Source organism: Flavitalea sp., from assembly GCF_035489435.1.
Lineage (GTDB): Bacteria > Bacteroidota > Bacteroidia > Chitinophagales > Chitinophagaceae > DATHKG01.
This window is the reverse complement of record NZ_DATHKG010000040.1, coordinates 1-13,780: the sequence shown is the minus strand read 5'-3', so window position 1 is coordinate 13,780 and position 13,780 is coordinate 1. Positions and strand designations below refer to the sequence as shown.

Below are 13,780 nucleotides of genomic sequence, written 5' to 3'. Positions count from 1 at the left end.
TTCGTTTTATGTTAACCTACAACAGGCATATTGCACATCTCGACCTCGATGCATTTTTTGTATCGGTCGAAAGGCTTCGCAATCCCAGGTTAATTGGCAAACCCTTGCTTATTGGTGGAAGCAGCGACAGGGGAGTAGTTGCAGCCTGTAGTTATGAAGCAAGAAAATTTGGTATACACAGTGCTATGCCTATGCGGGCGGCCCTGCGTTTGTGCCGCGAAGCGATAGTGATCAAAAGTGACTTCGAGGAATATAGCAAGTTTTCAGGCATGGTCACCGAGGTAATAAGTGAATCAGTGCCTGTGTTTGAGAAATCAAGTATAGATGAATTTTATATTGATCTCACGGGCATGGATAAATTTTACGGTTGTGCAAAGTTCACAGAAGAACTGAAATCAAAGGTGATAAAAGAAAGCGGTTTGCCGGTTTCTTATGGATTAGCCAGCAATAAACTGATCAGCAAAGTTGCAACAAACGAAGTGAAACCAAATGGAAGGATCGAAATACCTTTTGGTAACGAGCGGTCTTTTCTTGCGCCATTGAGCATTATGAAAATTCCAGGCATAGGAAAAGAAACCGGGTATAAGTTTTTGAAGATGGGTGTGGAAACAGTCCTGATGCTCAGCGATATCCCGTTGATGCTGCTTCAGAATCTGATGGGTAAAACAGGAGAGGAGTTATGGCGTCGGTCAAGGGGGATTGATGAATCCCCGGTGATTCCCTATCATGAACAAAAATCTATATCTACAGAAAATACATTTCAGCAGGATACTATAGACATAAATTTCCTTGACGCGGAGCTTGTGAGGATGACAGAAAAAATTGCATTTGACCTTAGGAACCAGAACCGCCTCACGGGATGTATCACTGTCAAGATCCGATACTCCGATTTTGAAACTCATACTATCCAGAAAACGGTGCCCTATACAAATGCCGACCTGATGCTTGTGAAAACCGTTCGGGAACTATTTAAAAAGTTGTATGAAAGGCGCTTGCTTATCCGCCTTATAGGAGTCCGGCTCACTCACCTGATCGCAGGAACCTACCAGATAAACATGTTCCAGGACACCTCAGAACTCATTCATTTGTACCAGGCAGTTGATAGCATCAAAAATCAATTTGGAGAAGGTGTGCTTTCCAGTGCCGCGGCAGTCTTCAAGAGAGATATGAATTATGAATTATGAGTTATGAAAGAAGTTATGAAATGTTGAATTATGAATTCATAACTCTTAGTTTCTTAACTTCTTTCATAACTCATAACTCATAATTCATAATTCTTTTAAAGTATCTTGCCGGTAATTTCAAAAATTCATCAATCACGAATAACATGAACTACCAGTTCCCAACATATGTCCGGTAACATACTGATTATAGATGATGAAGATCAGCTCAGAAAATTGATGAGCCGCATTATTTCACTCGAGGGCTTTGTAGTAAGAGAAGCTTCGACACTCAAAGGGGGTCTCGACATCCTGAATCATCATCCGGTGGATGTCATTCTTTGTGATGTTAAATTACCTGACGGCAATGGAGTTGATTTTGTGACAACGGTAAAAAATAAATTTCCTCTCATTGAAATTATACTGCTTACTGCTTTTGGAAACATAAATGATGGAGTGAAATCGATCAAGAACGGAGCTTTCGATTATGTTGTAAAGGGTGATGACAACGATCGGATCATACCTTTATTGAACCAGGCTTATGTTAAAGTGCAAAGCCAGAGAAACTCGGCGGTAACAGTCAATCAACCAACAGATGCAACTTTCAGTTCGATAATTGGTAAAAGCGTACTGATATCGCGCGCTATAAAACTGGCGGAGAAGTCGGCCGGAACAGATGTTACGGTACTGTTGCTTGGTGAAACCGGTACCGGTAAAGAAGTTTTTGCCAATGCAATTCATTACAACAGCAAAAGGAAAAGCGCTGCGCTGGTAGCCATTAATTGCTCTGCTTTTTCGCGGGAGCTGCTCGAAGCCGAGCTGTTTGGATATAAAGCCGGCGCATACACCGGTGCCGTGAAGGATAAAAAAGGACTTATAGAAGTTGCTGAAGGGGGAACCTTGTTCCTGGATGAGATTGGCGAATTAAACATCGACCTGCAGGCGAAACTGTTAAGGGTACTTGAGAACGGTGAATATTATCGGCTTGGCGATCCAAAAAAACACCAGGCCAATGTCAGGATAATCGCGGCAACCAACCGTGACCTGGTTAAAGAGATTGAAAGTGGTCACTTTCGCGAAGACCTTTTCTATAGGCTCAATGTTTTGACCATAGAGCTACCGGCGCTGCGGGAGAGACCAGAAGACATCTCTGGGCTTATCAGTCATTTCCTGCTTCAATTCAGTTTGCAGGAAAACAAACCGGCAATTAGTATAGAACCCATTGCCTTAAGCTTGCTAAAAAGTTATTCCTGGAAGGGAAATATTCGGGAACTAAAAAATGTTCTTGAACGAGCAGTGATTCTTGTGGAGGGAAATATAATCCAGGTTGCAGATCTGCCTTACGATATACAGAAACAAAACGACACAAGCAACGTCTCACTTTCTCTCGCAGCCGTTGAAAAAAGCCATATAAGAAAGATTTTGCAATCTACTAACGGAAATAAAACCCGGGCTGCCCGTGTGCTTGGGATTGGCCTGGCTACGCTTTATAGAAAAATCGACGAATACCAATTGAACGACTGAAGTAAAGTTGAAAGACTGAAGTAAAGTTGAACGACTGAAGTAAAGTTGAACGACTGAATTTAAGTCGGCTCGCAAAGATCTTCTCAATATGATAATAAACCCTCTCAATTTGAGAGGGTTTTTTTTGTATCCGGACCTGTTAACTTTAATCTTGAAGTTATCTAAACCCGTTCCCGGACTGGCTTTTATGCAGGTGTAAGAAGATATTCCAATACAGGCATTGCATTCGCAATACCCGCCCTGTTAAAGCCTGCGAAAAGATTACAGGTATTACCCTAATTTATAAACCATTTTTATGTTAACAGCTCTATTATTTCTTGCGGGGATCATTTGTTTCTGGATATTTTTTAAATCCGTTGATTTTTTTGAATTGATTTGAACACGTGTTTTGGACCAGGTAATTCCATTGGAATTTACCTGATTGAAACAATTCAATCTCATTAAATTATTTTTTTATGATGACCGTTTTATTCGTTCTGTCCTTAATTGTATTTATCTACCTCTGTTATGTGTTGATAAATCCAGAAAAATTTTAACCCGAAATAATTTTTTATGAATGATGAAATCTTAGGAATAGTCCTGGTGTTTGGGCTTGCACTACTTATAGCATTTCCGCTTGGGAAATACATTGCAAATGTCTTTGGTGACAAAAAAACGCCGCTTGATTTTCTGGCCCCGGTTGAAAAAGCTATTTACCGTCTATCTGGAATAAACCCCAGGGGGGAAATGAATTGGAAACAACACTTGAAAGCCTTGCTGACCATCAATTTTGTGTGGTTCATCTATGCTTTTATTATGTTGATTACACAAGGTTCATTGTTTCTCAATCCCGACGGTAATCCATCACAGACGCCGGATCTTGCTTTCAACACAGCTGTATCTTTTCTTGTTAACTGCGATCTTCAACACTATAGCGGTGAAAGCGGTGTGACCTATTTAACCCAGATAGTCGTAATTACTTTTCTCATGTTTGTTTCTGCTGCAACCGGGATCGCGGCTGCCATTGTATTCTTTCGTGCATTGCGCGATAAAGTAAGTGATACCCTCGGCAACTTCTGGGTATATTTCGTTAAATCATTAACACGCATTCTGTTGCCATTATCAATAATAGTGGCAGTAATACTTGCTTTCAATGGTACCCCTGCTTCTTTCGAGGGAAAGGATTCCATCGTCACCTTACAGGGTGACAGCGTGCAGGTGAGCCGTGGACCTGCTGCTGCGATGATTGCAATCAAACATATTGGTACCAATGGCGGAGGCTGGTTTGGAGCAAACTCAGCGCATCCGCTTGAAAATCCAAATTATCTGACGAATGTGACTGAGCTTATCGCCCAGTTTATTATTCCATTGGCTATGATATTCGCTTTTGGTTTTTACATAAAGCGTAAAAAAATGGCCTATGTAATATTTGGAGTGATGACAATAGGTTTTCTGTGCCTTGCGATACCGACAGTTATACAGGAAATAAATGGAAGTCCCGCTATTGCAAAATTAGGTGTGATGCAACCTACAGGAGCCATGGAAGGTAAAGAAGTAAGATTTGGTCCTGCTGCTTCCGGCTTTTGGAGTGTTGTGACAACTGTAATCTCTACCGGATCGATTAACTCTATGCATGATAGTTCCATGCCCTTATCAGGCATGATGCAAATGCTGGGTATGATGATCAACTCTTTCTATGGAGGATGCGGTGTAGGATTACTAAACTATTTTATTTATCTGATGATCGCTGTATTCATATCAGGACTGATGGTCGGAAGAACCCCTGAATTTATGGGTCATAAGGTAGAAGCACGCGAAATAAAAATTGCCGCGTTGATCACTTTATTATCCCCCTTCCTGATCATGACAGGTACTGCCCTGGCTGCTTATTTTAATGTACAACATCCCGGGATAGATTGGGCCGTTCAACCGGGGAACTGGTTGAATAGCCCCTCAAACCATGGGTTTAGCGAAATGCTTTACGAAAATACCTCTGCCAATGCCAATAACGGAAGTGGCTTTGAAGGACTGGGAGATAACAATATCTTCTGGAACGTGGTGACTGGTTTCATCCTGATACTAGGAAGATTTCTTCCCATCATTGGTCCTATAGCAATCGCAGGTCTCCTGGCTAAGAAAAAATATGTTCCTGAATCAGCAGGTACTTTAAAAACTGATTCATTAACGTTCGGAATAATGACGCTTGCTGTAATCATTATTATTAATGCACTGTCATATTTCCCGGCCCTGGCCCTTGGACCAATCGCTGAATATTTCTCTATCTATTAATCTTAGTTACAATGAATAATAATATCAAAATAAATAAACCAAAGACCGGACTTTTTCAGGGTGAGCTGGTCAGGACTGCTATAAAACAAGCTTTTGTTAAGCTGAGTCCAAAACTGATGATAAAGAATCCTGTGATGTTCACTGTCGAAATAGGCACATTCGTAATGCTGGCAGTGGTCATCCTTACTGCGGTTTCCGGTGACGTCACCCAGGGTTCAGTCGGTTATAACTTTGCAATCTTTTTTATCCTTTTGCTCACGGTATTGTTCGCCAACTTTGCAGAAGCCATTGCTGAAGCGCGTGGTAAAGCACAGGCTGAAAGCTTAAGAAGGGCAAGACAGGATACACCTGCAAAACGGGTAAGGACATACGGCAACGGTTCAAGTGATGAAATCGAGATTGTATCATCATCGCAATTAGTGCTAAATGATCTTTTTGTTTGTATAGCAGGTGATGTGATCCCTATGGATGGTGAGATTGTAAGCGGTATAGCATCCATTGATGAAAGTGCGATCACAGGTGAAAGCGCCCCGGTGATTCGTGAAGCCGGCGGCGACAAATCATCCGTAACCGGTGGTACAAAAGTACTTTCAGATAAGATAATCGTAAAAGTAACTACTGCTCCGGGTGAGACATTCCTTGACAAGATGATTGCTCTTGTAGAGGGAGCTAACCGGCAGAAAACGCCCAATGAAATCGCATTGACAATTTTACTCGCTTCATTCACGATAGTATTCATCATTGTTTGTGTGACGCTGAAACCGTTTGCTGATTATGCAAATACTCCCATTACAATTGCTGCATATATCTCACTGTTTGTATGCCTGATTCCGACAACAATAGGTGGGTTATTATCTGCGATCGGCATAGCCGGGATGGACCGTGCACTCCGCGCAAATATCATTGCAAAAAGTGGTAAGGCAGTTGAAACAGCCGGCGACGTTGATGTGTTACTGCTGGATAAGACAGGTACTATAACGATAGGCAACAGAAAGGCGACAAATTTTTATGCAGCTGATGGTACAAGTATGGCAACCTTCATGGGTCTTGCAGCGCTGAGTTCGTTGGCTGATAACACACCGGAAGGAAAATCAATAGTTGAACTGGCTCTTCAGCAAGGCATAAATAAAAGAAGAGAAACAAACATGGAATTTATTGACTTCACTGCTGAAACAAGAAGCAGTGGTGCAAATCTTCCGGATGGAACAAAAATACGCAAGGGAGCGCAGGACACCATTCGTACTCTTGTTAGTAAAGCTGGAAACACATTTCCTGCCCAGGTAACCGAGAGGGTGAAATTAATATCAGAAAATGGAGGCACCCCGTTGGTAGTTTCCGAGAATGGTCTTGTGAAAGGAGTAATAGAGTTGCAGGATATTATTAAGCCTGGCATCAGCGAAAGATTCGAACGTCTCAGGAAAATGGGGGTAAAGACAGTGATGGTTACAGGCGATAATCCACTAACTGCAAAATTTATAGCAGATAAAGCCGGTGTTGATGATTTTATCGCTGAAGCCAGGCCGGAAGATAAAATGAACTATATAAAAAACGAGCAGAATTCAGGTAAGCTGGTAGCCATGATGGGTGATGGTACAAATGATGCTCCCGCCCTGGCCCAGGCAGATGTAGGAGTAGCTATGAACTCTGGCACCCAGGCCGCTAAGGAAGCTGGCAACATGGTAGACCTGGACAATGATCCTACCAAATTGATCGAAGTTGTTGAAATCGGAAAGCAGCTGTTGATAACACGCGGTACACTTACTACATTTTCAATAGCCAATGATGTGGCTAAATATTTTGCAATAGTTCCGGCTTTATTTGTGACTGCCATTCCGGCCCTGCAGGGATTAAATATCATGAACCTGAAAAGTCCGGAGACGGCAATTCTGGCTGCAGTTATTTTCAATGCAATTATTATCCCGATCCTTATTCCGCTCGCCCTTCGCGGTGTTAACTATAAACCTATCGGAGCATCGGCGTTGTTAAGAAGAAATCTGTTGATATATGGTGTTGGCGGAGTTGTAGTACCCTTTATTGGAATTAAAATAATTGACCTGATCGTTGGCTTATTTATCTAAAAAAAAATTATGAAAAAATATCTCTTACCCTCAATACGACTAACCCTGGTAATGCTGGTTCTATTATGCGGTTTCTACTTTGGGGTTATATACCTGGTTGGAAAAATCGCACCGGGTGGCGGCAATGGCGAACAGGTTGTTGTTAACGGGAAGATTGCAGGTTATAAACTGATTGGCCAGAAATTTACAGAAGACAAATATTTCTGGAGCCGTCCATCTGCAGTTGATTACAATGCTGCAGGTTCAGCGGGCAGTAATAAAGGTCCATCTAATCCGGACTATCTTAAGATTGTATCTGACAGGATCGACACATTTATGGTGCACAATCCGGGAATTAAGAAATCAGAAATACCCGCAGAAATGGTTACAGCTTCTGGAAGCGGCTTAGATCCTGATATCTCTCCCGCGAGTGCATATGTACAGGTGGCCAGGATATCAAAGATCCGAAACATTGATGAATCAAAAGTAAAATCGCTGGTTGATCAGCACATCAAACAGAACCCGGTAGGTCCTGATATTATTAATGTACTGGCATTAAATGCGGCACTGGACGAACTGAAATAAAAAACGGCAGGCTACCATACCCGGAAACAACTTACCATTCCCGGAAACAACCTGCAAGGGTTGGGAAGGTGAAAGACTCTCCGGATTAACAAAAACTCAAAGACTATTTATGAAAACAATTATTAGTATATTATTCGTTTGCATTTCTTTCGTTGGCTTTGGTCAGGATTCAATTAAACCCAATACTAACCCCCTTACAATTACGGGTTACCTGGAAGCATATTATGGTTTCGATTTCAGTGAGCCGGTTTCTAATACCAGGCCCTCGTTTTTATACAGCCATAATCGCCATAACGAGTTCAATTTAAACCTGGGTTTTATAAAGGCGGATTATAATCAGGATAGGGTACGTGCCAACCTGGCGATCGCGGCAGGTACTTATATGAATGCCAACTATGCTGCCGAGCCTGGTGTTCTTAAAAATATTCTGGAAGCAAACGCCGGTTATAAATTGAGTAATAAGAAAAATATCTGGTTCGACATTGGCATCTTACCTTCTCATATCGGATTTGAAAGTGCTATAGGAAAAGACAACTGGGCTTTGACGAGAAGTCTTGTCGCTGAGAACTCACCCTATTTTGAAAGTGGCGCCAGGCTTGGCTACACATCAGATAACGGGAAGTTAAGTGTAAGTGCATTGGCATTGAATGGCTGGCAAAGGATCACAAAGGTAGAAGGTAACTCTATGATGAGTTGGGGTAGCCAGATCACGGTAAAGCCAGGCAGCAAACTGTCATTAAATTACAGTACTTTCTTTGGAACGGATAAACCGGACTCTGCCAGGTTGTTCAGAACATATCACAATGTTTATGGCATCTATCAACTAACCAGCAAATTTGGCTTAACAGCTGGATTCGATATTGGAACAGAAGAAAAATCAGTTTCCGATAATTCGGTAAACACCTGGTATACGCCTGTTTTGATTGCCCGGCTTACACCATCACAAAAATGGGCCTTTTCCGTCCGCGGTGAGTACTTCAAAGATGAAAACGGAGTTATTATTTCAACAGGTACACCAAATGGTTTTGAAACGGTAAGCTTGTCAGCGAATATTGACTTCATACCCATTCCTAATGCTATGATCAGATTGGAATTTCGTAATCTGAATAATGGTGACAGGATTTTCGTTGACAAAGACGGTATCGGGCAGAGATCAAATTCTGCAGTAACCCTGGCAGCTGCGGTTTCGTTTTAATCAAAAACAGTCTGATCACAAACAGTCTGATCACAAATAGTCTGATCACAAAAAGTCTGATCAAATGCTTCCCAAAATGCCCTGATCTAAAATTCTCAAAATGATAATTTGTCAATCAAAATGAGATAAGCTGTCGAGGCATTTTTACGATGCAAAACTTGTGACAGGGTTTAATTGACTGGCAATCAATAAGAACAAAAACATTTGGCATTAATGAAAATCAGGGTTCGTTTTTTGGCACTATTAGTTTATCAAAAGAAAATACCATGACAAGTCAATATGAAGTCTCTTCCTTTATAAGAGAAGAATTTCCCGAACTGGAACCGACTATTTACCCGGCCCATACCGACGTGAGTGTATACGTTTCATTGAACAAATTAACTAACTACACAAAGCTTGCTGTTCATCAACACGATTTAGGGGGCGCAAGGAAATGTTTTCAGCTTGCCGCCAGGCTCTATGAAAACGGCGATAAAACTGTCCGGGATTTAATTGAAAATATTTTCGTCTACTCTTTTGAGACTATGTTCTCGGAAGCGAAGACTGAAAATCTGGTTTTGAAAAATATGATTCCACAGAATTTGTACTTTGTCTATCTGAGACAGGTAATGACAAGTGGATGTTAACATTTAAAAAATTGAATAATGGACCCTGATGGTTTTATAATAAGAATTGCCAGTGAAAAGGATCAGCAATTTGCTGAAGAAATATCAAAAGAAACGGAACTGTCTGCAATTGCGCGTGGATCGGGAATTGCAAAAAGAACGCCGGATAGTATCAGAGAGAAATTAAGCAGCGGTAAAGCAGTTATTGCAGTTGCTAAAAGTGGAAAGTGGGCGGGCTTTAGTTATATCGAAGTATGGGCTAACGGTGAATTCGTTTCAAACTCAGGATTGATCGTTGCACCGGAATTCCGTAAAGGTGGAGTAGCAAAGGCGATTAAAAAAAAGATCTTTGCTCTCGGTCGGAAACTTTTCCCGGCTGCGAAAATATTCAGCATTACGACCGGTCTTGCAATTATGAAAATGAACGCCAGGCTAAAGTTTGAGACTGTCACTTTTAATGAATTGCCACATGAAACGGCATTCTGGGAAGGGTGCCGGAGCTGTGTGAATTTTGATATACTGAAGCTTAAGAATTTTAAAAACTGTTTATGCACAGCTATGTTATTTCAACCTGTGCAAAGCTGCCCCAAAATTGAAAAACATGGCTGAGCAGACGACCAATGATATTAATAGCATTCCCGGTACTGCCAAGGGTAAATTAAAAATTTATATTGGCATGAGTGCAGGTGTTGGCAAAACCTACCGCATGTTACAGGAAGCACACCAGTTACAAAGAGACGGGAAGGACGTCAAGATCGGATACATTGAAACACATAACCGGAAGGAGACTGCCGATCTTGTGGAAGGTTTACCGGAAATTCCAAGAAGGGAGGTGTTTTATAAAGGCAAACGACTTAATGAATTGGATGTGCAGGCTATTCTTCTTAACCATCCCGCGATTGTATTGATTGATGAATTAGCTCATAGTAACATTCCCGGAAGCAAAAATGAAAAAAGATGGCAGGATGTACTGGATGTGCTGCAGGCAGGAATTGATGTTATAACTGCCTTGAACATTCAACACATTGAAAGCATCAACGATGAGGTAATAAATATAACCGGCGTAGAAGTAAAAGAACGGGTACCCGATAAATTATTACAACTGGCAGACGAGGTTGTGAATATCGACTTACCTGCAGATGAGTTATTGAGGCGCCTGCGGGAAGGGAAGATCTACGATTCCTCCAAAATTCAGCAGGCTCTTACCAATTTTTTTCAACCTGATAAGATTCTTCAATTGCGTGAACTTGCATTGAAGGAAGTAGCAGGGCAAGTAGAAAGAAAAGTAGATTACCATATTACGGCGATTAAGTCCCCGTTCCGTCATGAGCATTTCCTGGCCTGTGTTTCATCCAATCATGTTATTGCACAGCGAATCATTAGAAAGACTGCAAGACTAGCTTCATATTACAACAGCCAGTGGTATGTATTGTATGTGCAAACGCCGCGTGAGTCAACAGATAAAATAGCTTTGGCAGCACAACGCCATCTTATAAATAATTTTAAAAATGCCATGGAACTCGGAGGTGAGGTAATACAATACAAAGAAGATGATATAACAAAAGCTATCATGCAGGTTATTGAAGAAAAAAAGATCACAACCGTTTGTATTGGCAAACCTCATCTTACCTTGTGGCAGATTATCCTGAAAACCAGTGTTTTTAATCAACTGCTGAAAAAATTGTCCTCGAATAATGTCGACCTGGTTATATTGTCATGATAGTTGTTTTGAAAAAACAGTAAACATGATCTTGCATCAATAAAATATTCTAACTCAAACATGGCACAAACTGTAAAACAAAAAATTCGCCTGGGAACTGTCTTCCTGTTCGGTTTGTTACTCTTAACTGCGGGAGTTGGCATGTTTCATATAATCAGGCTAAAGAACGATGCTGATCAAATTCTGCAAAACAATTATGAATCGATCGAATATGTACATGCAATGTCAGGCATATTGGATAGTCTGCCGCTGGATTCTGCAACGGCGTTCCGGCGGTTTGAGGCTGCGTTAAGTTTACAACAACGCAATATTACTGAGCCTGATGAAAAGGAAGCAACAGAAAAGCTTATGATGCATTTCAAATTATGGAGGGAAGGGAACAATACCAAAGAAATTGAATTGAACATCCGAAAAGCGTTAAACGAAATCCTCATCCTTAATATGAATGCCATACAACAGAAAAATGAACGGGCATCAGCGACCGCTGATAAAGCTATGACTTATATTACACTGATAGCCGGCCTGGTTTTCGTTGTTGGAGTAAGTTTTGTTTATAACTTTCCTTCCATTCTAACGGGTCCTATTAATGCCTTTACAAGTGGTATTGAGCAGATCAGTCACCGCAATTATAGTCACCGCATAAGATTGACACAACATGATGAGTTTGGCCAGATGGCAACCTCGTTTAACGATATGGCGGAGCGGCTTGAATATTTCGAGAATAGCAATCTGAATACAATTATTTTCGAAAAAAACCGCGCGGAAGCGGTGATCAACAGCTTAAAAGATGCAAGCATAGGCATAGATAAGAACAACACCGTTTTATTTGTGAACGACCAGGCTCTTCGTTTACTAAACCTTCAATCGACGGATATGGTGTCAAAGAAAATTGAAGAGATAAGCGAACACAATGATCTTCTTCGTTTTCTTATCGAGGAAAATGGAAGCGTACCATTCAAAATTGTCGTTGACAACCGTGAAAATTATTTTATAAAAGAAGTGATAGATATAACGCAGGAGGAAGGCCCGGGAAATAAAATGATTGTATTAAAAAACATTACCTCGTTCAAGGAGCTGGATGTCGCCAAAACTAATTTCATAGCAACCATTTCGCACGAGCTTAAAACTCCACTTGCATCTTCTGATTTGAGTTTAAGGTTACTGGACGATGATCGCATTGGTACGTTAACTGCTGAACAAAAAGATTTAATTGCCCATTTAAAAGGTGATAATCAGCGAATGCTGCGAATTCTTAGCGAACTGCTCAATATGGCGCAGGTGGAAGCCGGAAAAATACAACTCGATGTTCAGGATGTGTCACCATATACAATAGCTGATACTGCCATTGAGAGTTTCGCCACAACTGCTAAAGAAAAAAATGTTTTGATCACAAAAAAGTATGACCAGGGTTTACCAACCATCAAAGCTGATGCTGAAAAGACAGGTTGGGTGATGAGTAATTTTTTGACCAATGCAATAAAACATTCGGGTGACGGCTCCGAAATCGTCGTTTCTATAGTAAACGAAGGAAATCATATCACATTTTCTGTAACAGATCATGGACCTGGCGTACCAGCGGAATACCAGTCAAAAGTGTTCGAAAGGTTTTTCCGTGTACCCGGATCCAGTACAAGAGGCACCGGGCTTGGACTGGCCATCTCAAAGGAATTCATTGAGGCCCAGGCTGGCAGGATTTGGGTGAGTAGTGAGGTGGGTAGGGGTAGTGAGTTTGGTTTTTCAATCGGGAAAAACCCTTTAATATAGTTATGAGTTATGAGTGATGAGTTATGAGTGAGTGGACGAGTGATCAGTTAAAAGTTCAAGGTAGAGACTCATAACTTATAAACTCATAACTCACTCATAACTCATAACTCATAATTCTGTTAGTTGTTTTCTTTCAATGTACTCAGGAAGCTAACGACATCGCGGATCTCTTTTTTCGAAAGTATTGCCTTCATATCCGGCATGCTTGATGGCGAGTTTGTTCTTTTTACTATCTGGTCCTTTGGTACAACCTGGTTTGGCTGATCACCCATTTTCAGAACTATTGTTGTTTTGGTATCTTCCATTAGCAGTCCCGAAACAGTTTTGCCATCTTTCTTTTCAATTGACACCATACCAAAACCAGGTGCAAGCCTGGCACCCGGTGAGATCAGTGCTTCAAGCAATTGCTCGCGGGCAAGCCGAATGGCAACACCATTTAGTCTCGGTCCGGCGTTACCGCCACGATCATCGTAGGCATGGCACTTCATACATTGTGCCTGTTGGTTACGGAAAAATATATTCCGGCCACGATTTGCATCACCCCCGTTTAAACTTCCTGCATAAGCGGCCGTAAGTTCATCAGGCGATAATCTGGCATTTACATCTTTAAACTTTGTTTTAAGGTCCGCGGAGCCGGTGCTGTCGATAGCTTCACCCAATTCAAGATAAAGATCAGGTGACAGTGAGCCGGAGCCCATCTTTGTAACGAGGTCGTTCAGTGGTTTGCCTGAATATTGTAAGGGTAGTTTTCCGAGCGTTAGTAATGCAGCCTGTTTTTCCTCCATGGTTTTTGTACCGATCACGTTAGTCAGGAGACTGACCATGACTTCCTTCGTGATGTTCATTTTTTGAAGGAGGTCAAGACCGGCAACCCTTACTGTTTTTTCTTTGTCTGTAAGTGC

At 41.4% G+C, this 13,780-nt stretch carries 11 protein-coding genes and 1 pseudogene; 11 read left to right on the top strand and 1 reads right to left on the bottom strand.

Features of this window, described 5'->3' with window-relative positions:
* Positions 1–8: 8 nt before the first annotated feature.
* From dinB to VK664_RS06770, 11 genes are all read left to right on the top strand, one after another.
* The gene (gene dinB / locus VK664_RS06820) at positions 9–1,184 is read left to right on the top strand and encodes a DNA polymerase IV (RefSeq protein WP_461397879.1); all 1,176 of its coding nucleotides are present in this window, start codon (positions 9–11) and stop codon (positions 1,182–1,184) included.
* A gap of 165 nt (positions 1,185–1,349) precedes the next feature.
* Positions 1,350–2,684: a sigma-54-dependent transcriptional regulator gene (locus VK664_RS06815; RefSeq protein WP_461397878.1), complete on the top strand. Its 1,335-nt coding sequence runs from the start codon at positions 1,350–1,352 to the stop codon at positions 2,682–2,684.
* Positions 2,685–3,139: 455 nt separating this feature from the next.
* Positions 3,140–3,220 carry a K(+)-transporting ATPase subunit F gene (gene kdpF / locus VK664_RS06810; RefSeq protein WP_461397903.1) on the top strand — a complete coding sequence of 27 codons (81 nt, stop codon included), beginning with the start codon at positions 3,140–3,142 and terminating at the stop codon, positions 3,218–3,220.
* 16 nt (positions 3,221–3,236) lie between these two features.
* Positions 3,237–4,952 (top strand): potassium-transporting ATPase subunit KdpA, encoded by a 1,716-nt coding sequence (gene kdpA, locus VK664_RS06805; RefSeq protein WP_461397877.1) that lies wholly within the window; start codon positions 3,237–3,239, stop codon positions 4,950–4,952.
* 11 nt (positions 4,953–4,963) lie between these two features.
* Positions 4,964–7,030, top strand: coding sequence for a potassium-transporting ATPase subunit KdpB (kdpB, locus tag VK664_RS06800; RefSeq protein WP_461397876.1), 2,067 nt, complete (start codon positions 4,964–4,966; stop codon positions 7,028–7,030).
* A gap of 9 nt (positions 7,031–7,039) precedes the next feature.
* The gene (locus VK664_RS06795; RefSeq protein WP_461397875.1) at positions 7,040–7,594 is read left to right on the top strand and encodes a K(+)-transporting ATPase subunit C; all 555 of its coding nucleotides are present in this window, start codon (positions 7,040–7,042) and stop codon (positions 7,592–7,594) included.
* Between the two features lie 109 nt (positions 7,595–7,703).
* On the top strand, positions 7,704–8,789 hold the full coding sequence (locus tag VK664_RS06790; RefSeq protein ID WP_461397874.1) for a porin: 1,086 nt from the start codon (positions 7,704–7,706) through the stop codon (positions 8,787–8,789).
* Positions 8,790–9,055: 266 nt separating this feature from the next.
* Positions 9,056–9,415, top strand: coding sequence for a DUF7674 family protein (locus VK664_RS06785; protein ID WP_461397873.1), 360 nt, complete (start codon positions 9,056–9,058; stop codon positions 9,413–9,415).
* 18 nt (positions 9,416–9,433) lie between these two features.
* Positions 9,434–10,003, top strand: a complete 570-nt coding sequence (locus tag VK664_RS06780) for an N-acetyltransferase (protein WP_461397872.1) — start codon at positions 9,434–9,436, stop codon at positions 10,001–10,003.
* The gene (locus tag VK664_RS06775) at positions 9,996–11,114 is read left to right on the top strand and encodes a sensor protein KdpD (protein WP_461397871.1); all 1,119 of its coding nucleotides are present in this window, start codon (positions 9,996–9,998) and stop codon (positions 11,112–11,114) included. Before VK664_RS06780 ends, VK664_RS06775 begins: the two co-directional genes overlap by 8 nt.
* A gap of 60 nt (positions 11,115–11,174) precedes the next feature.
* On the top strand, positions 11,175–12,878 hold the full coding sequence (locus tag VK664_RS06770; RefSeq protein WP_461397870.1) for a HAMP domain-containing sensor histidine kinase: 1,704 nt from the start codon (positions 11,175–11,177) through the stop codon (positions 12,876–12,878).
* 119 nt (positions 12,879–12,997) lie between these two features.
* On the opposite strand, the pseudogene VK664_RS06765 reads toward VK664_RS06770, so the two are convergent.
* Positions 12,998–13,780: pseudogene (locus VK664_RS06765) on the bottom strand (heme-binding protein); the annotation flags it as partial.